Origin of the sequence: Allobacillus sp. SKP2-8, from assembly GCF_007559355.1 — a bacterium.
Lineage (GTDB): Bacteria > Bacillota > Bacilli > Bacillales > Alkalibacillaceae > Allobacillus > Allobacillus halotolerans.
The window spans coordinates 16361-39844 of the sequence record NZ_VMHF01000001.1 but is presented as its reverse complement, the minus strand read 5'-3'; the positions used below and the strand labels follow the sequence as shown (position 1 = coordinate 39844).

The window sequence follows — 23484 nt, the reverse complement described above, 5'->3', positions numbered from 1 at the left end:
TGGATGTCTTGTCATGTTTATTATTTTTTTATTGCCAGTTATATACCATGCGATGAATCATAATCAATCGTTACAACAAGCCATGGTCGCTGAAGAGCATTTATCAAGGTACGTTACTCAATCAATCGGTAGCGAAGTCGCAGGAGAAATAGTGACAATCGAAGGGTACGAATTCAATTGGAGCACGGAACATCTTGAGAATAAACAATTCGGATGCTTCACATGGTTGAACCAACAGAACAACGAAGAAAGTATGTGTCTATATGTGCCAATATATAAAGAATAATCAAGGTTTCACATTACTGTCCACCTTAATTGCTTTGACGATCCTTATGCTGATCACATCTCTTATTCTTCCGTTATTGATCGCCGTGCAACAGATCGAGAGTCCGTCTTATAAGACGGATTACGAATGGCGACAATTCCATTTTTATTTGATGAACGAATTCAGCCAGGCACAGTTCGTTTCCCTTGAAGACCAAGCTATACAATTTCATTTAGCCGACGATACAGTAAATCGTTACGAATTATATTTTAATACCATTCGTCGAAGAGTGAACAATAGTGGGCATGAAGTTATTCTACAAGATGTAAAGGATTTTTCGGCTAAAAGAGTAGGTAGTCACTTATTCTTACTGACAGGTGAAAGGGATCGTGGCCATGCGTATACGAAATATTATTCATTTCCTATTAAAACCATTAAGCAAGAATGAACAAGGATTTGTTTTTGTATACTTATTAACTATCCTGTTAATCGTTACTACCATTCTTTTACACCATCTTAGTCTACAGCATATACAAACAGAAAATTTACTGCTGATTCAAGAACAGCACAAAATTCAACAGTTCATGCAAATAGCTCAACATGATCTCCAAGAAATTCTCGATCTTACTTCAGAATCCGAGGGAACTTTATATTTTCAGTATCACGATGGTCATGTTACTACTCATTATACACTTGAATCTTCATCTACTTATCAAGTACAATTGATTGTAGAAACATCACGAGGAACGACATATAAACATACGACGTTGATGAATAAAAGTGACGGAATCCGGTCACAATAGTGTTGTATCCATTGGGCTGTAGCCAAGCGGTAAGGCAACGGGTTTTGGTCTCGTCACCCCCAGGTTCGAATCCTGGCAGCCCAGTTTGTTTTTCCGTCATAATTTATTCATTTACAATAAACATTGCTTCGTATATAATATGTCTGACGAGTTCCTATGAGAAGGAGGAATAGACATGGATCGCGTTTTTCGCGGAATAGCATTTTGGACGGGTATATTCGCCGTCATGTTCTATGTTGGTGACATGATCAACATGTCTCTATTATTCTTAGCACAAACGGTCTTCTTCTTGGGAATTGGTTACTTAAACCTATCTGAGCGTCTTTATATGTATATCTTTGGTGCTTACTTAACAGTCTTTATGATAGGTTTCACATACTATGTAACCTTCCTTTTAGAACCTGGATTTGCTTCTTAAATCAAAAGAAAACAGAGACTAACTTGGACGAAAGCAGATTAAATCTGCTAAATGAAAAAAGATGGCAAGCAATAATTTATTGCTTGCCATCTTTTTTTGTCCAACTAAACTTTAAATTAAAAATGAATTGGTTCTTTTTTCCTCTCCTACTTGTGTAGCAGGTCCATGACCCGGATAAACAGTTGTTTCTTCCGGTAGTGAAAGTATATGTTCTTGGATTGATTGAATTAATGTTTCATGATCACCGAATGGCAAATCTGTTCTCCCGATCCCTTGTCGGAATAACGTATCTCCGGCAAATAAAACATCCTTTTCTTCAAACCAAAAAGACACACTCCCAGGTGAATGACCTGGTGTATGAAACACCTCGAATGTAAAGCTTCCAATTTTGTGGTGCCCTGGTTTAATTGAATAGTCAGCTGATTGCGAAGTGGAAATTGTACCGACTTGAAAAAACTCAGAACCATTCAAAGAGGGATCCGTTAACCATGAAGATTCCTTTTCGTGTAAGTACACAGGAGCTTCTGTTTTTTCGCGTAATGTTTCAACCCCACCGATATGGTCAAAGTGGGCATGAGTCAAAAGAATGGCTTGTAATTTTAAGTTGTTCTCCTGCATCTTCTGTAGGACTGTTTGAGGATCCCCACCCGGATCGATGACTAATGCTTCACCATCTTTTTGTAACAAATAACAATTGGTTCCCAATAAACCCAGTTGAAATAAATGGATATTCATATTTTCTCCTCCTTGATATATGTATTTTTGGTGAAAATACTCGACAGGATAGTCTTTTTCTTATAAAATAGGTTTTAGCTTGTGAATACGTATATTTTTATCTTAATGGACTATGTTATCATAACAATAGGAACTATGGCATTCAAGGAGGACTATAAAATGGTATTGGCAATTATATTTCTACTCGTTGCAATTGTATGTATTTTTGGTACGTTACGCTCAATTAAAAACCGCAATTTCTTAGCTGTATTTTTTGCAGGTGCAACTACTCTTTTATTTGGTTGGTTCTCAATTATGACACTCATTTCTGAGATCTCATCCAAAGTGTCCTAATCAATTTTCAGTTGATTATGGTACTCTTTACTTAAAGAGACAAACAAGTACTTATATCTAAGTCAAAAGGGACAAATCGTAATGATTTGTCCCTTTTTATATGGATTGAGATTCAATGGCGTTAAAACAAGATTATTAACATAAGGAGACAGATTAAAGGTTTTACAGAAGAAATAAAAACCCGAGCGATTTAATTGTTCATAAATCGCTCGGGTTTCTGCTTCAATGGTACTTCACGATACACTTCAGCTTGCAACCTGCAGGGCATAAGGTGACATCTGCGATAAATTGCAGTGTCTTTTATACCTAATCCTCTTCTTCTTCGATAATTTCACCTTTATCAAAGTTGTAGAATCGGAATAAATCGCCATAAATAATCTCATCAGAATACGTTAATTCTTGCATGGCTTGTTCTTGTATATCTGTACATGCGCTTTCGTCTGCTATATCACCGCTAGAACGTTCATAACATGTATCACTCGTATAAATATACTCTTCACCGACCACTGTACCATCTCGCATAGCGATGAAGCCCTTTCGTTCATCAGAAAATAAATCATTACCAAAAACAATGTCATTTTGGTTCTCGATGTCCAACATATTTAAAATAGTCGGTTTAAAGTCGATTTGCCCGGTGACTTTTGAAATGATTTGATTATCTTCATTTCCGGGAATATGAATGAATAAAGGTACTCTCTCTAATTGAACCTCGTCATATGGTGTAATTTCTTCTTTTCCGAGAAACTGAGCCATCGCTTTATTATGGTATGAACTGATTCCATAGTGATCCCCCATAATAACGATGATTGAATCTTCATACATGCCGGCGTCCTTAAGCTCATTGAACAATACTTCCAGAGACTCATCGAAATAACGAACGGTTTGAAAATACTGGTTTAGTGTCGTTGAATTAGAATCAAATTTGTCAATGCTTGCTTTTTCTTCAGGTAGATCAAACGGGAAATGATTTGTTAATGAGATCATTTTCAAATAATAAGGTTCTTCTAAATCTTTCATTAGATCAACTGACTGTCTGAAGAACTCTTTATCTTCCAATCCCCATCCGAAGGAATGTTCATCTTTAACTTCATACGATTCTTGGTCGAAAAATTTATCATAACCCATTGTTTCATACATGGTGTTACGATTCCAAAAGCTTCCGTTATTCGCATGCATCGAGTAAGATGAGTATGCTTTTTCTTTGATTATTTTAGGTAAGGAATGAAATTCGTTTTGTGCATGCGTAAAATATACAGCACTGTTTGGCAAAGGATATAAGCTGTTATCTAAAATGAATTCATGATCAGATGTCTTTCCTAATAATGTTTGATGATAAAAATTATCAAAATAATAGCTGTCTTCGACTAAGTCGTTCAGGAATGGAGTGATTTCCTCTCCGTTCAATTCCTTATTAATCACGAAAGACTGTAATGATTCTGCAGCAATGTAGATAATATTTTTGTCTTCAGCAATCCCTTTCATATCTGTTGAGGTTACTTGGTTTGTTGAACGGATTTCTTGATCGACATATTCTTCAATGTCGTTCATTTCTGATCCATCAGCAAATAATCGTTTTGATTGAGTGGATGCCGTTAGAACCATATCATACGCATGAAAAGCAAAGACCCCTACGTTTTTCACTAAATATTCTCGGTCAAAGCCACGTTTGAATAACATTGGTCTTTCAATTTCAGCGAGTGTCAAATTAAGTGCTAAAGCTGCCAATGAGACGACAATTAGCTTTCGTTTGAACAGACCTGAATATTCCTTTACAGGGAAGGTATCCCGTTTAGCAAAATAGAAAATGAGAAATACATCTAGAAATAATAATATGTCCGTTAAATGAAACAAAGAAAATACACTTGATCCCAAGTCTCCCGCGTTGTTAACTTGGAACAAAGTTGGAATCGTTACGAAATCAGTGAAATTTCGGTAATACAGCAAATTCGCAAAAACAATTAAACTCATGATTAGTACAGTATATTTAATGTATCGCTTTTGGCTTTTAGGTTTCATCCATACAGCAAGAAACAGGATGAACGCACTGATTGCCAATGCATTTATGATTAGAATAGTTTCTTGAAAAATGGATTCAATTGAAAGATTAAAATAAAAGCGGTAGACGATATATGTTTTTACTCCTAAGAGTATTGCTGCGATAATAAATAATGGTATATGTTTTATTTTACTCATGTGAAGTCTCCTTACTTTTATCTCGATATAACTCCCTATATAAATAAGACGAGTTATTAGATTAAAAGTTTCAAATCATATCGTATTTATTGTTTCCGTTATCTGATTTAAACAAACGGGGCTTTTTAACTATATTTCCTACGTTCCTTTTTGATAATCAAAAGCGCACGCATATATTCCTCATTGGAGATCAGTTTATTTTGATACAATTCATTGATTTCTTGCTCCATCAAATTAAATTCAGCTAATCGATCACCAATGTAAATAAAAACCCCATATTTTTTTAGTAATTGAAGTACATCAAGAAATGTCTCCATATTTCCACCTACAATTTTATTCAACTTAACATTATATTATTGTTTTAATTTTTGATAAAACTCTTCAAATTCTTTGTTATCCGGTTGTAATTCAATGGCCTTCTCAGCGTATTTCAGTGCTTCCTCTGCCTCCATCAATCGTAAGTGAACAACCGCTAAATTAAAAAAAGCCTCCGCAAAATCTCGATCGATTTCAACAGCCGTATGAAAATCATCTTCTGCTAAATCTATTTCACTTTTTTCGAAATAAGCGATACCTCGGTAAAAGTATAGATACGCCTCTTCTCTTCCTCGTTCTAATTCATCATTCACTAACTCTATAGTTTCATCATATGAACCTTCAGAAATTAGTTCTTGAGCGGTTGCAGAAAATGTATGTGGATTGTCAAGACTATCTGCTCGGTTTACTCCGTATACAACCAAACCTGCAATAATTACTACATATATTAAAGTTGCAGCGAATTGCTTTACGATTGCTTTTTTGTACGGTAAATGAACAATTTGTGAGGCAATGAAGCCACCAATTAAACCACCCAAATGTGCGCCATTATCTATTTGGGGAATCGTAAATCCAAAAACTAAGTTTATCCCGAGCACGATAAACAAACTGGAGCCCATCGTCTGAAAGAATAAACGTTTATAATGTACACCAAAAAATAATAACGCACCAAACAACCCAAAGATTGCACCAGAGGCACCTGCCGCTATTGCATCATTCGTTGCGAAACTTGCAACTCCGCCAAATAGTCCTGCAAAGAGATAAATAAACAAAAATCGTTTACTTCCAAATATACGTTCAACCGCTTCCCCCAAAAAATATAAAGCCATCATGTTCATGAACAGATGCATTGCACCTATATGAAGGAACATGGATGTGAATATGCGCCACCATTCTCCCTCAACGATTGCGGGGTTGTATTTCGCTCCAAAGTCAATTAGGTCTTTTGTATTGGTGGAGCTTCCAACGGATTCCATATACATAAATATAAATAAATTAAGCGCAATTAGTATAAATATCCATTTTGGCTTCCCATAGTGGAATGTTTCTTTAATTTCACGCTGCTGTTGCTTATAGGTCGAATAGAGCTGTTGTTCGATATAGTGCGTGTATGATTCTTGTTCCTCGATTGTCGGGAGCTTATCAAACAAAGTTGATGGATCTCTTCCCATCCGGCTTAATAATCGGTTGAATTCCTGTTGTTTGTACTCCTCACTAAATAAATAAACAGATGAAGAAAATCGTTTATTCTTTTTCAACTTCCGATCTTCCAATAGATGTTCCCAATGATCAACAGGTAAAAGGTCGCTAATATAAACGAAATGAAGATAGTATTTATTTCGGCCACGTGGTGGATTTTGCCTGAAAAATGATTCTGACTTTCCTTGGATATCCCGCTCAAGTTGCTTTGCCCAATCAAATGTCTGGTGACTTATAGTGACAATATGTGTCGAACCCTTTTCAGTCTTTTCCAGCAAATATTCCTTTTGATTAGGCATGATTTGAATTAGATTGAACTGTTCCTGGTTTACTAAATATTCAACTGTTCTTAAAAGTGTATATCGCTCAGTTATATACAATTTAACAGCTCCTCAAGAGGCATCAACGTGTGATTAAATGTGCAATTTCCTCAATGCTCATTGTTGAATCAACTTCATAAGAACCTAATTGAATCGTTTGACTTAAATCGTGCTCAGCCAAATAATCAATCAATGGCTCTGTGCCAACAATCACTTCATTTTTTTCCAAAAGTTCAGCAATGTCAGATGAATTCATCCCTTGTTCAATTTCCAAAATATAATCAACAGTACCTTGATCATTTGAAGATGCCGACTCATCTGTTAGGCTATCCTCTTTTTGTAACTCATTCAGTCGATCCGTTAATTTCTGATTTTGATTCACCAATTCAGTATATTCAACCTGAGGAACTAACTTGAGTTCTTGCTCCTCAATATATGTCTGTATCGCTTCTTCCGGAACATTCGAAGACTCTGTTGCCTGGCTTGAATCTTCTTGAAACCAATAAACAATTGCAAAGATGAAGGTTGCAGTCAACAGACCAACAGAATAGGCCATTACGATTCGTTTCAATTTGCTTTCACCCTTTAGCTTTTCCAATGACTAGTGTTAGAATCTTTTTGATAATCACGTACATCAAGCGGCTCTGACAATAACTCTTCTTCTAGAACCTTCATTTTATTATTGATTAAATAACGATCTTGTAAAGAGGAAATTCGTATTTGTTCGACTTGGTATTCTATTTCTTTAAGTTGATCGGTCATGAAAAAAGATAAGATAAATAATACGATTCCTATAGTACTCACACTGATTAATGCGATGATCAATACATTCACCCCATTTGTAAAAAATCCTAAACTCTAGTTTATCACAAATTCATTTAACGAGGCACTAAAATTGTAACAGTTCTATTTCAATGCTTGAAACTCGAATTGTTCTTTGGTATGATAATGAAGTCAAAATGATAAGTGCAGAATGGAGGAATCATGATGCGTGAACAAATTACACTAGCGTGCACAGAAACAGGTGATCGTAACTATATCACGACAAAAAACAAGCGTACGAACCCTGAGCGCCTTGAATTGAAAAAATATAGCCCGCGTTTGAAAAAACATACGCTACATCGTGAAACAAAGTAAAACAGTAGGTTCCTGCCTGCTGTTTTTTTTATATTTTATTACTTGAATAAATCTCATCAACCCGTCAATACTTGATGTATAATCGGCTCCTCTGTCTACTTCCTATTGAAGCGATTAATTATGCCAAAAAAGAAATACATTGATTTCGCGAACGTTGAAATCGGTCAGAATTACCAAGCCCCTGAATAATTCCCTGTAGGAACTGTAGAAAGCATTCATTATAAAATCTTTAATAAAAAGAACAACAATAGACTAATTTTTTATACCAAAAGATAAGATACGGTAAGAAACAAGCAACACCCTTACGATGATGTGAGCTCAAATTGGCGATAGAGCTGAAAAAAAGCGCTCTACCCCCGAATAGACGCGCTCAAATCAGGGGTAGTGCATGAAAAAAGTACGCCATCCCTGAATAGACGCGCTCAAATCGGGGGTAGAGCTGAAAAAAAGTGTGCTATCCCCTAATAGACACGCTCAAATCGGGGGTAGAGCTGAAAAAAAGCATGCTCCCCCTGAATAGACGCGCTCAAATCAGGGGTAGAGCTGAAAAAAAGTGCGCTACCCCCGAATAGACGCACTCAAATCAGGGGTAGTGCATAAAAAAAGTGTGCTATCCCCTAATAGACGCAATCAAATCGGAGGTAGAGCTGAAAAAAAGTGTGCTATCCCCTAATAGACGCACTCAAATCAGGGGTAGTGCATAAAAAAAGTGTGCTATCCCCGAATAGACTCACTCAATTCATGAATATAAAATAAATTGCTGTGAGTATTTAATCCTTTCTTTATAGGAACACTTAAAATAAATTCGTAACAACCGTTATCCGTGATATGCTAAACATAAACATTCTACAATAAAGTAAAGGATCGGTGCTAGATGTCAAAACATGTCTATCGTACACTCAGTAAGCGATTGCTTCACCACATTCCTCGCCAAGATAAAGACGATTGTCTCAATAGCATGATGGTACATTTGTTGGAAACGAATTGGTGGCAAGAAGCTGATACAGTCGCATTAACCATACCTCGAAATATCGAACTGAATGTCGAAGAAATCATTAAAGCAGCTTGGAAATCAGGAAAACAAGTGGCCATTCCAAAATGCTTTCCAAAACAAGGAAACCACATGGATTTTTATTTATACACCAATAAAAATGAATTAGAAAATGTATATCTGGACTTATATGAGCCAAAAGATCATCGGGAAAAATTAATTGATAAAGACTTTATTGATCTCATCATCGTTCCTGGTTTACTATTTGACCCAAAGGGCTATCGTGTCGGGTACGGTGGCGGTTACTACGACCGTTATTTAGTTGATTATCCGAATATAACTGTTTCTTTAGCAATGGAAGAGCAACTCGTCCAGTACGTTCCATTTGATGAATATGATATCCCGGTTGATTTCATTATCACTGAAGATCGGATGATTCACTGCGAAATCGAACGTAAAAAAGGCTCTTAAACTCGAATATGCCATTAGAAAAAGTCATCATCGCTTAATGAAAGAACACAACCGAGAGATCGTATTTAAAAAACGTGCTACCTGTTGATTGAAACGTTCAACAGAGGTAGCACGTATTTTTAACGTTTTAGATTTTTTAAATGATGATGATATTCATAGAAACATATTTTATTACTCATCTTCAGATTGATCTTCTTCTGACTCTTCTCCTGATTCGTCTTCACTTGAACCTTTTAGACGTTCTTCTTTTAACTCGAAATAAGTGTCTAACGCTCTTCTTCCAATTCTATGATGAACCGGATAATCACCCGTCCCTAAATAAGGTGCCATGACGGCAAACGCTACTTCTGGTTCATCAAAAGGCGCATAACCAACAAGATTGTAATTGTTGACATCCGTATGCAAGGTTTTGGTTTCATTGTCCCAGTAAAAAGCTTCTGCAGTTCCCGTCTTACCGGCTGGGTTATACTCAGCATCAGCGAAATACCTGTACCCTGTCCCTCCACTTTCTTGAAAGGCTTGTCGCATCCCTTCTTGGACTCTGTTTAAGTAGGTGTCTTTCATTTCTATCTTATTCAGAATCGTCGGTTCGTTAACTTTATAAAGTGGGCCGAGTTGATCCCCTTTTGATGAATTATGAATCTGTTTGACGAGATATGGCTTCATCCGATAGCCGTCGTTCGCAATGGTTGAAATATATTGCGCCAACTGTATAGCTGTATAGTTCTCATACTGACCTATTGCCATATCTAGAAATTGAGCAGCTCTACCGTAACCGGTTGGAGGGGAGGCTTCCATATTTTCTTCATAAGGAAAATCAATTCCTGTTTTGGCACCTAAGCCGAATTGCTGAAAATAATTTCTCATTTCCGTATAAGCTTTCGAGTTATAGTTAATGGCTTTCCCTGGTTGGTAATTATTTTCCCCACCCATTTGCATTGCTATGAAGAACATATAGACGTTGGATGAACGCTTGATCGCATCGATATCATTTACAGGTCCTAATCTTGTCCAAGAACTTTTCTTATCAGAACCTTTTATCTCAAGCGGACGGTCAACAATAACTTCTCCCGGACGGATCTCTCCTGAATCAAGACCTGCCAACACTGTAGCACCCTTTACCGTGGAACCAGGTAAATACGTGTCATAAAGAACTTTATGAGATACATCAGTAAACTCATCTTCTCCTTTTTCAGAAGGATTATATTGTTGTCCTGATGTAGCCAAAACTTCCCCCGTTTTTGGATTCATCAAAACAGCGACAGCATGTCTAAACCATCTGTTTTTTCCTGGATGTTTCTGAACGGCTGTCTTGACTTCTTCTTGTACAATTTTATCCAATCGCTGTTGGAGTTCCATATCAACCGAAAGGATCAGGTCTTTTCCTCTTTGTCCTTCACGAATTATATTTGAATCAATCACAGTACCACTTGAGTCCGTAATATGTTCTTTGATTTCTTTATTACCATTTAAATAAAGCTCATACTCTTTTTCAATTCCACTTCTGCCTACACGGTCATTCCGACTATAGTTTCTTGCAAGGAAGTATTGTTCGTCAGTTTGCGGAATCCCTTGTTGTTGACTCGTAATTCTTCCCAGATAATTCGCAAAAGTACCTTCAAATAAATAATCACGTTCCCAATCCGTGGTGACATTGATTCCTGGTAAATTATGCAAGTTTTCGCCAATCACCATATACTCTTCGACAGTAATGTCATCGTATTGAATAATATGTGGTGTCAGCTCATAAGCTTTGTCCAATTCACGCTTAATGGCCATTACTTCCAGTTCTTTTTCAGTAAAACTTTCTAATTCATCATCCGTGATATTTTCTAGCATCACATAATATTGATCTTGATCACTTAGTTCTTTTTCTTCATCTGTTAATCGTTCATAGGCCTCTTGTATATTTTTGATGATCCAGTAATCTTGCTTGTTTCGCTTGGTTACTGAATCCGTATCCATTTGAATATATTCTGTTAATTTTTCAGCAATTTCTACATTGTCTTCCGGTTGAACATGCTTTTTTGGAGTGTATGTAATAGCGAACTCCGCCTTGTTGTCAACGACGAGTTCACCGTTACGATCATACATCTTCCCTCTAGGCACTGGGGTAGCAGAAGTTACTCGCTCTGTTCGGTCGAGTTCTTCTTGTGCATCCATGCCAAATAAGATTTGTACGACCCCGAGTTGTAAAATCAAACCGGAAAACAATAGAAAAATGATAAAAAACAATATATTTAATCGAAGAGGCAAATGTGATTTTTGCTTCTTATTCTTCCCCATCGTTTGAGCTCTCCCTTAAAACGAAGTAATTTGACATGCTTCATTATATCATCAAATTTGCTCATTTTCATGAAGAAGTTCTGACACTTAGTCGATTTTTCTAATTTGAAGCATAGCAAATAGATAACCCAAACCAAAAATCAACAACGAATAACGCAGCCATTGAGTCTCAGGGAAAAATTGTAGTCCGACCCAAAATAGAACAAGAGAGATAACCCTGCCAAAATTTAAAACAATTTCTTTAAAAACAACATATTCAACCCGGTAGTCTCTTGCATTCCTCGCCTTACCGATCACATCATAAGAAATGGACATAAACGGAGCGAAAAATAACGGAAATGATAAACCAATGATCAATCCGTACAGATAAAGATCTACCGCTGTATTTGCATAAATAATCCAAACAACAGCACCGTATAACGCTACAGAACCAATTAGAATGAATGTTTTCCGTTTAGACGGTTTCAACCAGCGATTCAATAACTGATATACCAAAAGCGATCCACCTGCGTAAATGAAATTATAGATTCCAATTGTCATTTCTCGGTCAGTGATCATGAATACCCATAGACCGACTGCAAACAAAAACACACCGTCTCGCATACCTTGTAGAAAGTGTGCATTCATCAATCGATACCAATCCGGGTTTTCTTTCCGTTCTTGTAACGCTCTTTTGATAATATATTGCCCACTCGTTCGTCTACGCTCAAGGAATATACTAGTAATTACAGCCAAGATGAACAGCACAAATGATAAGAAGAATATCGTTATATAGCCTTTGTAACCTGACAATACGGTAATTAAATAGCCTGCAAATAACGGTCCGATCATCCAGGCGATTGATTGCAGTGTCCCCATGGTGCTATTAAAATAATCGCGTGTATGTGGTTCGGTTACTTCAAATGTCAACACACTAAATGCCAACAAATAAAAACCATAGCCTGCCCCAAGTACGGCACCGAGAAGCATATAAACGGATAAAGCATGACTTCCTAAGGATAAGAGACCAATGAAAAACAGTGAGATAAGTATTATTCCGACACGTAGAATAATGACCCGATCAAAACGTTTTACCCATTTGCCTGCAATGATAAATATGAGCAGTTGCGTTAAATAAATGGATATATTAAACAGTGCAAGCAATTGAATGTCATGGGATTGTTTCCACAGGAAAATATTTACGAAGATATTGGACATGTTTAAACCGAGTGTGTATAACGCTGAGATCGTCAGTAGATAAAATAAGTTTTTTCTTTCGTATTCAGTTACGTCATCTCGATGTCGAAGTTTCATGTAGCTCCCTCTTTTCAGTCATTAGTCTAAACAAGAGGAAATCAGTTATGCACGTTCAATATTGTTCTACAACTGTATAAAATTCGGTACATCAAGCTAACAATTAAATTGTATAACCATATTTACTCCATCAAAAAAGCTCTCTCCAAAGCAGCAAAGTGCTTTGAAGAGAGCTTATGAAACATGGTCATTTTTTTATTTTATTTAGCGTCTTCATAACGCTTGCTTACTTCATCCCAGTTCACAACGTTCCAGAATGCTTTAATGTAATCTGGACGACGGTTTTGATAATTCAAGTAGTAAGCATGCTCCCAAACATCCAAGCCAAGGATCGGTGTTTTACCTTCCATTACTGGTGTATCTTGGTTTGGTGTAGAAGTAATTTCTAATTCTCCATTATTTACAATTAACCATGCCCAGCCAGAACCGAAACGACCTGCTGCAGCATTTGCGAATTCATCTTGGAATGCTGAAAAGCTACCGAATTTTTCGTTGATCTTATCAGCTAATTCGCCACTTGGTTCTCCTCCACCATTTGGGGATAGAACTGTCCAGAATAGTGAGTGGTTCGCATGTCCACCACCATTGTTTCTTACTGCTGTTTGAATATCACTTGGTAGAGAGTTAAGATCTTTTAATAACTCATCCAATGATTTGTCTTGAAGGTCAGAATGCCCCTCTAAGGCAGCATTTAATTTCGTCACATAGGTGTTATGGTGCTTCGTGTGGTGAATGTTCATTGTTTCTTTGTCGATGTGTGGCTCTAGTGCATCATATGCGTATGGTAATTCTGGTAATTCAAAAGCCATGATGAAATTCCTCCTTCAAATAATTTAATCCATGGAAATCACAATGAATTTCCCTCCACCATTAAGGGTATCAAGGCTTAGAGCTTCCTGCAAGTTTTATGCATTGCCTAAAATGTTAAATCCTTGTCATTCTTTATTAGCGATTCAGCCTTTATCTCATGATAAAATAGAATTAAACAAACGTTTAGGGAGATTCGATCCGTAATGAATGTAAAACAAATCATCCGCGAACAAAAAAATAAACTGATGTGGATTTTATTATTCAGTATTCTGCTAGGTGCGATCATTGTCTTCCAAGCTTATTTAATCGTTGAAATCATTCATACAATTTTTCTGGAAAACCAACCATTCGAATCTGTCGTGACATTACTTTCACTCCTATTCATCCTCCTGCTTGGTCGCGCACTTTTTATTCATTTCATTGGTTCAGTCAGTCTGAAGCTCGGATTTCAGGCTAAGAAAAAAATCAGGAACCGATTATTGGACCATTTTTCAACCAAATCTCTAACACCAACTAACGAAGACCAATCTGGCAAAAAAATTGGCCTGATGCTGGATACAGTGGATGAGATCGATCCTTATTTTAGTGAATACTTGCCTAAAGTCATTCAAGCATCGACCATTCCCATCATCCTCCTTGGGGTCATTTTCTATTTTAACTATCCATCTGGATTAATCATTTTATTTACCGCGCCTTTTATTCCTTTATTTATGGCGATCATTGGTATGAAAACGAGGGATAAGTCAGAAGAGCAAATTGAACAAATGAATGCATTTTCAGCGCAATTTCTCGATACGCTCCAAGGATTGAAAACATTAAAGTTATTCGGTAAGGCTAAACAATCCGAATCAAAGATCGAAACGAGCACGTTGGGATTTCGCGATGCCACGATGGATGTTTTAAAAGTCGCATTCGCCTCAGCGTTTATGATGGAGTTAATATCCATGTTAAGCATGGGACTTATTGCTTTGGAAGTATCTTTCCGTATGATTATATTCGATTCCATTACATTCCATACAGCCTTTTTCGTTCTTTTGTTGGCTCCAGAATTTTATGTATTTTTGAAGGAGTTAAGCAGCGCTTTCCATTCCGGTCGGGAAAGTTTAACTGCTATTAAAAAAATAAATGAAGAGATTTCCACCGATGCAAATGATGTCAGCTGGGGAACCCATAAGTTGCAGACAAGCTCTCCATCCTCCATCCAATTAAATAATGTTGACATGCAATATCCAAATGACGGTTTCATGCTTGGCCCAATCAATCTTCATATTGATCCGTATGAAAAAATAGCTTTGATCGGTGAAAGTGGATCGGGAAAAACGACCTTATTCCATCTGTTGGCTGGTTTGATGGAACCACAGTCAGGGACGATCTATTTAGATGGCTATTCAAAGTCTGATGTCGATTCATCTTCTTGGTTTCGTCAACTGGGATATCTATCGCAGAATCCTTATATATTTGCCGGAACGATTGCAGAAAATATCTCTCTCGGAACAGACAAGTTCGTCAGTGACCAGGAAATATGGAGCGTATTAAATCAAGTGAAACTCGATACCCTCGTATCTACATTAGAACACGGCATCCATACAACGATCGGTGAAGGTGGACGAGGTCTATCGGGCGGTGAAAAACAACGGTTAGCACTTGCGCGAATTTTAGTTAAACAACCTTCGATTTTATTATTCGATGAACCAACAACTGGACTTGATCTGAAAACGGAAAAAGTCATCCAAAATACCTTGGAGAAGTTAACTGAAAAAATGACAGTCATTACAATCGCACATCGAATAAAAACAATCCAATCCAGTGACCGCATTTGGATTATGGAAGAAGGAAAAATTGCAGCAGATGGTACACATAAAGAGTTGGAACATTCCAATGAGTTCTATCAGAGCTTAATTACACCAATAAGAAAGGAGAACATGGAATGACAAATCTACGTGTTGTAATTAACGAAATTTTGAAAGAAAAAAAAGATGTTCTTCTTTCTGTATTGTTTGGATTCATTGCTGGTATGGCAGCGATTGGTTTGTTTTCAGCGAGTGGTTATTTACTATCCAAAGCCGCAATTGGCGTACCGCTTACAGCATTAACTGTAGTAATTGCAATTGTCAAATTGCTCGGAGTGACAAGAGCGTTTAGTCGCTATGGCGAACGTTATTATTCACACCGTGCAAGTTTTACTGTTCTCGGTCATATCCGCAAAACATTTTATCGAAGGCTGGATCAGTCATTCTCAACCCTCATGCAAAAATATCAATCCGGTGACTTGCTCTCGCGCATGGTGGGTGATATTGAATCGTTACAAACCTATTTCTTACGGGTCTTATATCCACCGATATTACTCTTTTTTATTTTCTTGACGACGATTTTCTTTGCATCCTTTTTTTCATTTTGGGTTGCTGCGATTTTGTTTATTGGGTTTATACTACAAATTCTAGTCTTGCCCACCCTCTTTTATTGGTGGCTGATGAAAACCAAGTCAACGGTGCGTATGGATAGAACTACATTGTCTAACGATGCAGGCGAATACTTTTTCGGATACAAAGAGTTGAAAATTTTTCAACGCGAAAAAACACAGAAAAACGCATTGATCAAAGCGAGCGATCAATATGAACAATCATCTTTCAATCAAAAAAGGAAAGAAAGGCTTAATCAAACCATTTACACATGGGTCGGCTATTTTATCATTTGGCTTGTGTTGGCAGCAGGTGCCTATTTTGTATCAGATGGTGACTTGAACGGGATTTATTTAGCTGTATTTTTATTGCTATCGATCACACTGTTTGAAAACAGTGAAGTGTTAAGTGCCTTGCCGATTCATCTAGCAAACAGTCAGGAAGTTAGTGAACGTTTAAGTGAAGTGAAACCAACAGGTCATGAAGATATGAAAACAACAGTGTCCTCTCTTGGTTCATTACAAATGGAACAGCTGACTTTCAGTTATCCCAATGCCCTATCACCTGCTCTACTTGATGTAAGCTTTATTTTAAATAGAGGCAGTAAAACAGCTATTGTAGGGCCTAGTGGTTCAGGTAAATCAACGATTATTGATCTAGTTCTCGGTATCGAATCTACACAAGATGGACGCATACTATGGAATAACGAACCGATTGACAAGCTTGAACCTAGCTCATTATGGAAGCATTCAAATGTAATCTTACAAGAAAGCCATTTCTTTTACGGGACTGTTCGTGATAATCTATTTGCTGATTCAACTCGTACAGATGTCGATATGGTTAAGGTCCTCGAACGAGTGAACCTATCTTATTTGGATCTCGATTCGCTTGTATTAGAAAAGGGCAGTAATTTATCCGGAGGAGAAAAACAACGACTAGCAGTTGCTAGAACACTATTGAAGCCAGAGGCTGAGCTTTGGTTGCTAGATGAACCGACTTCAAGTTTAGATACGAAAAATAAAGATAATATCTACCGACAACTGTGGAATGAAACAGAAGATAAAACCATGCTATTGATTACACATGAATTAACTAACTTAGAAGACATGGACCAAATCATCGTTTTACAAGAAGGTAAAATTGTTGAATCAGGAACATATGAAGAGTTAATGAAGCGTAAAGGTGAGTTTTACCAAATGAAGCAGATTGAAGACTCTGTCTTGCTATAAGTACAATCGGTAGCCAAACGGTTTGGTGCTCTACCCCCAAATAGACGCGCTCAAATCGGGGGTAGAGCATGAAAAAAGTGCGCTACCCCCGAATTGACGCACTCAAATCCGGAGTAGAGCATGAAAAAAGTATGCTACCCCCGAATAGACGGTACCGTCAATAAGTTTGTGTAAAAAAGTAGGGTGATCCTTTGGAGGGTTATTTTCCCTCCTCACTTTCGGTCTGAGATCCATAACGGTCCTCAAACATGTCGCGCAGTTCAGGACCTGCGATTTTGAACCCACTGAGTTTGCGTGTAGACCATTTGGTGTTGCATTCATCTGAAACCATATAAATCACCTTTTCCACTGCTTCTTCGGAAGGAAGGCTGTTCATCGTTTTTAGACGTTTCTTGAATTCCTTCATGGTGCGCTCGATGATGTTTGTCGTGTAAATCAGTGGACGGATAGAGGAAGGGTAGTTCAGGAACGTCGTCAGGACGTTGAAGTCCTCCCTCCAGGACTTGGTGATCTTCGGATATTTCTTCTGCCAGTTTTCACAGAAGGCACCAAGCTGTTTTTCAGCTTCTTCATTACTTTTAGATTGATAGATAGCTTTCATGTCTTCACTGATCGCTGAACGATCCTTCTGTCGAACTTTGTTCAGCGTGTTCCGTACTTTGTGAACGACACAACGTTGCACATCAGCTTTCGGATAGATAGCTTTCATCGCTTCTTCCAGGCCTGGAAGACCGTCGAAAATACCGAGAAGCACTTCTTCACAGCCACGACGGTAGATATCGGAGAGAACTTCCTCCCAGCCGAGGGAACTTTCCTGGCCACCGACATAGAAGCCGAGAATCTCACGATAGCCGTCTTCCGTGACACCAATGACGACGTATACGACTTCGTTCGCTACATCATCCCGGCGCAACTTCAGATAGGTGCCATCGAGATAAAGAACGGCATATCTTTTCTGAAGAGGACGCTCCTGCCAGGCACGGATATCTTCCATCAACACATCGGTGATGTTACTGATGGTGCCTGGGGCGTAAGCGTGACCGAGAATACGCTCGAGGAAATTTCCGATTTCACGCGTACTCATGCCTTTCTGATACATCGTGATGATTGTTTCTCCCAGCCACCGTTCATAACGCTGATAGGGTTGGAATACTTCAGTCTGAAATGCATTTTCTCGATCGCGCGGTACCTGTAGATTTTCGATGCGCCCGTATTTCGTGTCCAATTGACGACCGTAACTGCCGTTCTTATAGTTTTTTAGCTCTGGATTCTCTTCGAAGAATTGATTCATTTCTTCCTTCATGATTGTTTCCAGCTTCTCCTGGACGAAAGAGCGGACTAATTCGTCCAATTGATTTTCGAGGTTGTTTTGTCCTATACTTGTAGACATGAGGTAGGGCCTCTCCTTTCATGAGTTGATTTCGTTGTTTACTCTGAGGATACCCTACCTCTTTTTTTGTCTTCAAGAGTTTTACACAAACTATTGTACGTCATCGAATAGACGCACTCAAATCCGGGATAGACCATAAAAAAAGTGCGCTACCCCCGAATAGACACACTCAAATCGGGGGTAGAGCATAAAAAAAGTGCGCTACCCCCGAATAAACGCACTCAAATCGAGGGTAGAGCAAGAAGAAAGTATGCTACCCCCGAATAGACAAACACCCCAGTTAGGATTGTCGCGCTGCCAACCTGACTGGGGTGTTTGCATTTTCCTTTATCTTATTCATCTGTTATATATGATCATTATTCATCCTCATATAAAGAAGGACTCTCTTTTGATGCGACCCAAAAGGCTAAGAAAATCGATCCGATCAACACAATTGGTGGTGCATAGATAATTAGTAGTTCTTCCATATCATTCACCTCAACTATTTATCGCCTTGAACATATCTCTTGTCGAATAAGAATAACCTGAAAACTAAATACAATGACGGCACGAGCATTACAAAGCCTAGAATGAATACTGTGATCAATGCGATCGCCATCGTATCGTTCGTAAATCCGTCATTTACTGTTAAATGAGGATAAAGCAAATACGGATACTTCGAGATGCCGTATGCGTAAAAAGCAAACGCGAACTGTCCGAATAACAGCGTTACTGACCAGCCATAATTTTTCTTTTTGATAAGAAAATATACAGAACCTATAAAGAATATAAACGAAATGGCAAACATCCACCATAAGTCAATGATCAATTCTAAATGATCTGGATTATGCCAGCGTAATTCGTATATAATCCCACCAGCAGTAACAATCAAAGGCACAGCCCAAATTAAAGCGTATTTTCGCATTAAGTTGGTTGCATTGGCGTCTCCTGCTTTATCTGCATACCACGTTAGGAAGACGGCTGAAATATACAATACAGCAACTACGGCCAAAACGACGATACTCCACGTCAACGGACTCGTAAATAATGACCAATAGTCTAAGACAGGTCCAGATTCAGTTATTTCAATAAATCCTCCTTCTGAAATAGCGAATACGACAGAAAGAGATGCCGGAAAAAGTAAACCTGACACGCCGTACATAAATGCATATCCATTATGTCCTGTCGGTCCATAGGTTTCAAAAGCATAATAAGAACCGCGTATTGCTAGTAAGATCAATGCGATACTGACTGGAACTAACAAAACACTTCCATAATAATAGGCAGTTGATGGGAAAAACCCGACAATGCCTACGAAGAAAAACACTAGAAAAACATTCGTGATTTCCCACACAGGCGAGAGATATCGCTGAATAACTTTTGTTAAAATATGCTCTTTTCCGGTTAATTTACTGTAAGCATTAAAGAACCCTGCACCGAAATCTATGGAGGCGATCATCACATATCCAAATAAAAATGTCCATAAAACAGCCATTCCTAAAATCTCATAGCTCATCGACCCTCACCACCTTGTAATGATGCTAGATCTTTTTCTACTGGGTTTTGTTTAAACATACGCGTGAGCACAACGACGACACCGATACCTAGTACTAGGTACAGAATCGCAAACAATACGAACATCAATCCGACATGATCACTTTGTGTTGCCGCTTGGTCTACCGTCATAAAACCTCTTAAGATCCATGGCTGTCTTCCAAATTCAGCTAGCCACCATCCTGATTCGATCGCTATCATAGATAAAGGGCCACCTAGCAAAATACAAAATCGAAACCATTTTTGTCGGATCCAATTCCAGTTGTAACGTGTTCCTATTACATAAATCAACCCTAAGAAAATCATCAATGAGCCAATCGTAATCATAATGTCGAAGAAATAGTGAATGAACAAAGGTGGTTGCTCTTCTTCCGGGAATTCATTTAACCCTATCACTTCAGCAGATGGATTATTAAACGCTAAAATACTTAGCGCATATGGTATTTCAAGCGCATAGCGGACGTTTTGATCGTCATCCAATATGCCCATATATATGAGTGGTGCTTCTGTTTCTGTTTCAAAGTGCCATTCTGCTGCAGCTAACTTTTCTGGTTGGTGCTCTGCCAAGTACTTACCAGAAAAGTCTCCGAGTAATGCTGATGCAATTGCAAATACTAAACCAACTTTCATCGTCAAGTGCAAGCCTTTTTTATGATATGTTTGTTTCGAACCACGCAATAAGTGAAAGGCAGCGATTGAAGCCAAAATAAATGCTGAAGTCATGAACGCCGTAGCGACAACGTGCGTCACTTTTGTCCAAGTTGCAAGGTTGAACATTGCCATCAATGGATTCACGCTTGTTAACTGTCCATTAACAATTTCAAACCCTTCTGGCATGTTCATAAACGCATTGACCGTTGTTATAAAGAATGCCGACATTGCAGCTCCTATAGCAACTGGAACGAGTAATAATAAATGTTTTTTAGGATTTTCAAAGCGATCCCAAGTATATAGATATATACCTAAGAATATTGCTTCGAAGAAAAAAGCGAATACTTCCATGAATAAAGGTAAGGCAATCACATGCCCGGCTAATTCCATGAACCTTGGCCAAAGAAGACTTAATTGCAAGCCAATCGCCGTTCCTGTAACTACACCTACAGCTACAGTTACAACAAATCCTTTGGCCCATCTTCTTGCCATTAATAGATAATGAGGGTCATTTCGTTTTATGCCGATCCACTGTGCAATCATAATCATTAAAGGTACGCCAACACCAATCGTCGCAAAGATAATATGAAAGCTTAGCGTCAACATGGTAAGCATTCGACTTCCAAATACCGGATCATCAAATAACATGTTTCTCCCCCCATGAAGTAATATCATGTATCAATTACTATTATACCCTATCTGTTCTTGACTAAAGCTTATATCTATGAAGGTTATATGGCTTTATTATGTACTATTTGTGAATGAATCTCATTTTGCTGAAACAAATAATAATTACATTTTATGTATTTTGAATCTATTAAAATGATGGAAACTGTCTTGATATTCTTGACATTTCCTCAATAACATTAAAACAAACCTTTGTTGAATGAACAAAACAAAAACAGACCTCTTAAGAGTGAAATACTCATAGAGGCCTGTTAGATATCTACAATGTTGCATGATCAGGACGATTATTGATAAATAGCGACAAAACAAAACCAATGAGAGAGATTATGGCTGCTACGTAGAAGGATACAACTACACCATTAATTTCACCGGCGACTCCAGCATTCGGTGTAATCTGGTGTGTCATGACAGAAACGAGCAAAGCTGTTCCAACCGCGCCTGATATTTGGCGGAACGTATTATTCATTGCCGTACCATGTGGCAAGTATTTTTCAGGTAAAACATTCAGCCCAGCTGTTGTTGAAGGCATCATAATCATCGCGATGGAAAGCATCCGCAATGTGTTAGATACAGTTAAATATAAAAACGACGTGGACTCATCTAGATTTGTAAACAACAACGTTGTGAGAAAGAGGCCTAGCGAACCAATGATTAACAACCAACGCGGCCCAAACTTGTCGAATAACGTTCCTGTCACAGGATTCATGAGTCCCATTAAAATTGCTCCAGGCATCAACATGAGGCCTGATTCCAACGGTGAGAAGCCTAGCATATCTTGCATAAAGATTGGTAGTATGATCGCTCCGCCTATCATTGACATAAACGAAACCATACCAATCGCTGTCGCAATCGTAAAGGTTTTAAATTTAAAAATTCGAAACTGTAAAATTGGCGTTTCCATTCGTAATTGTAAACGAATGAAAAAGAATAAAGTGATTGAACCCACTACTATTGAAATAATGGTTTCTGTCGCTAACCAACCAGCATCTCCTGCTACACTGAAGCCATAAAGTAATCCGCCGAATCCAAGTGTAGACAAAATAATTGATGGTATATGAACGGATGGGTATGTTTGTTTTGTTATGTTTTTTAAAATAAAGTAAGCAACAATCATATCGAAGATCGCGATTGGTAAGACAATATAAAACAAAATACTCCAATGATGATTTTCAACAAGGTAACCGGATAATGTCGGTCCAATTGCTGGTGCAAAAGCAATGATTAGACCAAAATACCCCATCGCTTTTCCTCGTTTATCAATCGGGAAAATTAAAAAGAGTATGGTTTGCATCAACGGCATGATAATTCCAGCGCCCGAAGCCTGAAATACTCGGCCGACAAGGAGAATTTCAAAACTCGGTGCAATTGCACATAATAAGGACCCAAACGCAAAAAGACCCATTGCCGACAAAAAGAGTCCGCGTGTTGTAAATCGTTCAATCAAAAAAGCAGTAACAGGAATCATAATCCCATTAACGAGCATGAAAATGGATTGAAGCCATTGACCTAAATCCGCTTCAATCTCTAAGTCCCTCATTATATAGGGTAACGCCGTACCTAGTAACGTTTGATTTAAAATTGCTACAAAAGCTCCAGATAATAATGCGATCATCAAAGGAACTTTTTTTATTTTACTTCTTTCTTCATCTGTCATGGTGGACCTTCCTTCTATCTTCACAAATTAAATATTAGTATAACAACTTAGTAACCCGAAATAAATAGATATGATTAATAATATTATTTATAAAATTTCCTCGCATAATAGCTCATATTCATGTTAAAAAACAAAAACTCTAAAAGTCATCTGACTTTTAGAGTTTTTGTTTTATGTATGGCGGAGGAGGAGGGATTCGAACCCCCGCGGGCCGCAAAGCCCCTGGCGGTTTTCAAGACCGCTCCCTTCAGCCGAACTTGGGTACTCCTCCAAAGAGTAAATGGTGGACCCTGCAGGACTCGAACCTGCGACCGATCGGTTATGAGCCGATAGCTCTAACCAGCTGAGCTAAGGGTCCTAAGTATTTAATG

Annotated in this window: 23 protein-coding genes, 3 tRNA genes and 1 pseudogene; 11 read left to right on the top strand and 16 right to left on the bottom strand. The window is 38.1% G+C overall.

The features are described 5' to 3' along the window. Nucleotides 1–13: 13 nt before the first annotated feature. The 6 genes and pseudogenes from FPQ10_RS00215 (at nucleotide 14) to FPQ10_RS00195 (ending at nucleotide 1486) form a co-directional block, all read left to right on the top strand. Nucleotides 14–286: a hypothetical protein gene (locus FPQ10_RS00215; protein ID WP_144158449.1), complete on the top strand. Its 273-nt coding sequence runs from the start codon at nucleotides 14–16 to the stop codon at nucleotides 284–286. Then, a pseudogene (locus FPQ10_RS13460) lies at nucleotides 264–320 on the top strand (hypothetical protein); the annotation flags it as partial. The gene FPQ10_RS00215 and the pseudogene FPQ10_RS13460, both read left to right, overlap by 23 nt. Before the next feature lie 12 nt (nucleotides 321–332). Then, nucleotides 333–713 (top strand): ComGF family competence protein, encoded by a 381-nt coding sequence (locus FPQ10_RS00210; protein ID WP_186278519.1) that lies wholly within the window; start codon nucleotides 333–335, stop codon nucleotides 711–713. Beyond that, the gene (locus FPQ10_RS00205; protein ID WP_144158444.1) at nucleotides 661–1068 is read left to right on the top strand and encodes a hypothetical protein; all 408 of its coding nucleotides are present in this window, start codon (nucleotides 661–663) and stop codon (nucleotides 1066–1068) included. The genes FPQ10_RS00210 and FPQ10_RS00205 overlap by 53 nt, the downstream gene beginning before the upstream one ends. A 12-nt stretch (nucleotides 1069–1080) precedes the next feature. Continuing rightward, a tRNA-Gln gene (locus FPQ10_RS00200) sits at nucleotides 1081–1152 on the top strand. A 91-nt stretch (nucleotides 1153–1243) separates the two neighbouring features. Continuing rightward, a complete protein-coding gene (locus FPQ10_RS00195) occupies nucleotides 1244–1486 on the top strand; it encodes a DUF2626 domain-containing protein (RefSeq protein WP_144158441.1) in 243 nt (80 codons plus the stop codon). Nucleotides 1487–1597: 111 nt separating this feature from the next. Here the strand turns inward: FPQ10_RS00195 and FPQ10_RS00190 are convergent, their stop codons facing one another. Further along, entirely contained in the window at nucleotides 1598–2221 is a 624-nt protein-coding gene (locus tag FPQ10_RS00190) for an MBL fold metallo-hydrolase (protein WP_144158438.1), read from the bottom strand. 159 nt (nucleotides 2222–2380) lie between these two features. Here FPQ10_RS00190 and FPQ10_RS00185 point away from each other — a divergent pair, with 159 nt between their 5' ends. Next, complete coding sequence (locus FPQ10_RS00185) at nucleotides 2381–2554, top strand: DUF2759 domain-containing protein (protein WP_144158435.1); 174 nt, start codon at nucleotides 2381–2383, stop codon at nucleotides 2552–2554. 306 nt (nucleotides 2555–2860) lie between these two features. Here the strand turns inward: FPQ10_RS00185 and FPQ10_RS00180 are convergent, their stop codons facing one another. The 5 genes from FPQ10_RS00180 to FPQ10_RS00160 all read right to left on the bottom strand — a co-directional run bounded on the left by FPQ10_RS00180 (nucleotide 2861) and on the right by FPQ10_RS00160 (nucleotide 7407). Then, nucleotides 2861–4747, bottom strand: coding sequence for an LTA synthase family protein (locus FPQ10_RS00180; protein ID WP_144158432.1), 1887 nt, complete (start codon nucleotides 4745–4747; stop codon nucleotides 2861–2863). A 125-nt stretch (nucleotides 4748–4872) separates the two neighbouring features. Further along, on the bottom strand, nucleotides 4873–5064 hold the full coding sequence (locus FPQ10_RS00175; RefSeq protein WP_144158429.1) for a YqgQ family protein: 192 nt from the start codon (nucleotides 5062–5064) through the stop codon (nucleotides 4873–4875). Between the two features lie 36 nt (nucleotides 5065–5100). Beyond that, the gene (locus FPQ10_RS00170) at nucleotides 5101–6642 is read right to left on the bottom strand and encodes a rhomboid family protein (protein WP_144158426.1); all 1542 of its coding nucleotides are present in this window, start codon (nucleotides 6640–6642) and stop codon (nucleotides 5101–5103) included. Between the two features lie 22 nt (nucleotides 6643–6664). Then, on the bottom strand, nucleotides 6665–7153 hold the full coding sequence (locus FPQ10_RS13245; RefSeq protein ID WP_246569045.1) for a hypothetical protein: 489 nt from the start codon (nucleotides 7151–7153) through the stop codon (nucleotides 6665–6667). A 14-nt stretch (nucleotides 7154–7167) separates the two neighbouring features. Continuing rightward, nucleotides 7168–7407, bottom strand: coding sequence for a hypothetical protein (locus FPQ10_RS00160; RefSeq protein WP_144158423.1), 240 nt, complete (start codon nucleotides 7405–7407; stop codon nucleotides 7168–7170). 162 nt (nucleotides 7408–7569) lie between these two features. Here FPQ10_RS00160 and rpmG point away from each other — a divergent pair, with 162 nt between their 5' ends. After that, nucleotides 7570–7719 (top strand): 50S ribosomal protein L33, encoded by a 150-nt coding sequence (gene rpmG, locus FPQ10_RS00155; protein ID WP_144087458.1) that lies wholly within the window; start codon nucleotides 7570–7572, stop codon nucleotides 7717–7719. Nucleotides 7720–8593: 874 nt separating this feature from the next. Next, nucleotides 8594–9181 carry a 5-formyltetrahydrofolate cyclo-ligase gene (locus FPQ10_RS00150; protein WP_144158420.1) on the top strand — a complete coding sequence of 196 codons (588 nt, stop codon included), beginning with the start codon at nucleotides 8594–8596 and terminating at the stop codon, nucleotides 9179–9181. A gap of 171 nt (nucleotides 9182–9352) precedes the next feature. Here FPQ10_RS00150 and FPQ10_RS00145 read toward each other — a convergent pair whose 3' ends face one another. From FPQ10_RS00145 to FPQ10_RS00135, 3 genes are all read right to left on the bottom strand, one after another. Beyond that, on the bottom strand, nucleotides 9353–11467 hold the full coding sequence (locus FPQ10_RS00145) for a peptidoglycan D,D-transpeptidase FtsI family protein (protein ID WP_144158417.1): 2115 nt from the start codon (nucleotides 11465–11467) through the stop codon (nucleotides 9353–9355). An 87-nt stretch (nucleotides 11468–11554) separates the two neighbouring features. Next, on the bottom strand, nucleotides 11555–12760 hold the full coding sequence (locus FPQ10_RS00140) for an MFS transporter (protein ID WP_144158414.1): 1206 nt from the start codon (nucleotides 12758–12760) through the stop codon (nucleotides 11555–11557). 200 nt (nucleotides 12761–12960) lie between these two features. Beyond that, nucleotides 12961–13569, bottom strand: coding sequence for a superoxide dismutase (locus FPQ10_RS00135; RefSeq protein ID WP_144158411.1), 609 nt, complete (start codon nucleotides 13567–13569; stop codon nucleotides 12961–12963). Between the two features lie 204 nt (nucleotides 13570–13773). Between FPQ10_RS00135 and cydD the strand changes: the two genes are divergently transcribed. Next, a complete protein-coding gene (gene cydD / locus FPQ10_RS00130; RefSeq protein WP_144158408.1) occupies nucleotides 13774–15501 on the top strand; it encodes a thiol reductant ABC exporter subunit CydD in 1728 nt (575 codons plus the stop codon). Beyond that, nucleotides 15498–17198 (top strand): thiol reductant ABC exporter subunit CydC, encoded by a 1701-nt coding sequence (cydC, locus tag FPQ10_RS00125; RefSeq protein WP_144158405.1) that lies wholly within the window; start codon nucleotides 15498–15500, stop codon nucleotides 17196–17198. Before cydD ends, cydC begins: the two co-directional genes overlap by 4 nt. 199 nt (nucleotides 17199–17397) lie before the next feature. Here cydC and FPQ10_RS00120 read toward each other — a convergent pair whose 3' ends face one another. From FPQ10_RS00120 to FPQ10_RS00095, 7 genes are all read right to left on the bottom strand, one after another. Then, entirely contained in the window at nucleotides 17398–18588 is a 1191-nt protein-coding gene (locus FPQ10_RS00120; RefSeq protein ID WP_144158402.1) for an IS256 family transposase, read from the bottom strand. A 356-nt stretch (nucleotides 18589–18944) separates the two neighbouring features. Beyond that, entirely contained in the window at nucleotides 18945–19055 is a 111-nt protein-coding gene (gene cydS, locus FPQ10_RS13555; RefSeq protein ID WP_377849089.1) for a cytochrome bd oxidase small subunit CydS family protein, read from the bottom strand. 14 nt (nucleotides 19056–19069) lie between these two features. Further along, nucleotides 19070–20083 carry a cytochrome d ubiquinol oxidase subunit II gene (locus tag FPQ10_RS00115; protein ID WP_144158399.1) on the bottom strand — a complete coding sequence of 338 codons (1014 nt, stop codon included), beginning with the start codon at nucleotides 20081–20083 and terminating at the stop codon, nucleotides 19070–19072. Then, nucleotides 20080–21420, bottom strand: coding sequence for a cytochrome ubiquinol oxidase subunit I (locus tag FPQ10_RS00110; protein WP_144158396.1), 1341 nt, complete (start codon nucleotides 21418–21420; stop codon nucleotides 20080–20082). Before FPQ10_RS00110 ends, FPQ10_RS00115 begins: the two co-directional genes overlap by 4 nt. Nucleotides 21421–21718: 298 nt before the next feature. Further along, the gene (locus FPQ10_RS00105; protein WP_144158374.1) at nucleotides 21719–23113 is read right to left on the bottom strand and encodes a DHA2 family efflux MFS transporter permease subunit; all 1395 of its coding nucleotides are present in this window, start codon (nucleotides 23111–23113) and stop codon (nucleotides 21719–21721) included. A 178-nt stretch (nucleotides 23114–23291) separates the two neighbouring features. Beyond that, nucleotides 23292–23384 (bottom strand) — tRNA-Ser (locus tag FPQ10_RS00100). Nucleotides 23385–23394: 10 nt separating this feature from the next. Next, nucleotides 23395–23471 (bottom strand) — tRNA-Ile (locus tag FPQ10_RS00095). Between the last annotated feature and the right edge of the window lie 13 nt (nucleotides 23472–23484).

What these genes read in the sequence shown, in the direction of transcription:
- FPQ10_RS00215 (WP_144158449.1), top strand. Translation starts at nt 14, where the DNA reads ATGTTTATTATTTTTTTATTGCCAGTTATATACCATGCGATGAATCAT.
- FPQ10_RS00210 (WP_186278519.1), top strand. Translation starts at nt 333, where the DNA reads ATGCTGATCACATCTCTTATTCTTCCGTTATTGATCGCCGTGCAACAG.
- FPQ10_RS00205 (WP_144158444.1), top strand. Translation starts at nt 661, where the DNA reads ATGCGTATACGAAATATTATTCATTTCCTATTAAAACCATTAAGCAAG.
- FPQ10_RS00195 (WP_144158441.1), top strand. Translation starts at nt 1,244, where the DNA reads ATGGATCGCGTTTTTCGCGGAATAGCATTTTGGACGGGTATATTCGCC.
- FPQ10_RS00190 (WP_144158438.1), bottom strand. Translation starts at nt 2,221, where the DNA reads ATGAATATCCATTTATTTCAACTGGGTTTATTGGGAACCAATTGTTAT.
- FPQ10_RS00185 (WP_144158435.1), top strand. Translation starts at nt 2,381, where the DNA reads ATGGTATTGGCAATTATATTTCTACTCGTTGCAATTGTATGTATTTTT.
- FPQ10_RS00180 (WP_144158432.1), bottom strand. Translation starts at nt 4,747, where the DNA reads ATGAGTAAAATAAAACATATACCATTATTTATTATCGCAGCAATACTC.
- FPQ10_RS00175 (WP_144158429.1), bottom strand. Translation starts at nt 5,064, where the DNA reads ATGGAGACATTTCTTGATGTACTTCAATTACTAAAAAAATATGGGGTT.
- rpmG (WP_144087458.1), top strand. Translation starts at nt 7,570, where the DNA reads ATGCGTGAACAAATTACACTAGCGTGCACAGAAACAGGTGATCGTAAC.
- FPQ10_RS00150 (WP_144158420.1), top strand. Translation starts at nt 8,594, where the DNA reads ATGTCAAAACATGTCTATCGTACACTCAGTAAGCGATTGCTTCACCAC.
- FPQ10_RS00145 (WP_144158417.1), bottom strand. Translation starts at nt 11,467, where the DNA reads ATGGGGAAGAATAAGAAGCAAAAATCACATTTGCCTCTTCGATTAAAT.
- FPQ10_RS00140 (WP_144158414.1), bottom strand. Translation starts at nt 12,760, where the DNA reads ATGAAACTTCGACATCGAGATGACGTAACTGAATACGAAAGAAAAAAC.
- FPQ10_RS00135 (WP_144158411.1), bottom strand. Translation starts at nt 13,569, where the DNA reads ATGGCTTTTGAATTACCAGAATTACCATACGCATATGATGCACTAGAG.
- cydD (WP_144158408.1), top strand. Translation starts at nt 13,774, where the DNA reads ATGAATGTAAAACAAATCATCCGCGAACAAAAAAATAAACTGATGTGG.
- cydC (WP_144158405.1), top strand. Translation starts at nt 15,498, where the DNA reads ATGACAAATCTACGTGTTGTAATTAACGAAATTTTGAAAGAAAAAAAA.
- FPQ10_RS00120 (WP_144158402.1), bottom strand. Translation starts at nt 18,588, where the DNA reads ATGTCTACAAGTATAGGACAAAACAACCTCGAAAATCAATTGGACGAA.
- cydS (WP_377849089.1), bottom strand. Translation starts at nt 19,055, where the DNA reads ATGGAAGAACTACTAATTATCTATGCACCACCAATTGTGTTGATCGGA.
- FPQ10_RS00115 (WP_144158399.1), bottom strand. Translation starts at nt 20,083, where the DNA reads ATGAGCTATGAGATTTTAGGAATGGCTGTTTTATGGACATTTTTATTT.
- FPQ10_RS00110 (WP_144158396.1), bottom strand. Translation starts at nt 21,420, where the DNA reads ATGTTATTTGATGATCCGGTATTTGGAAGTCGAATGCTTACCATGTTG.
- FPQ10_RS00105 (WP_144158374.1), bottom strand. Translation starts at nt 23,113, where the DNA reads ATGACAGATGAAGAAAGAAGTAAAATAAAAAAAGTTCCTTTGATGATC.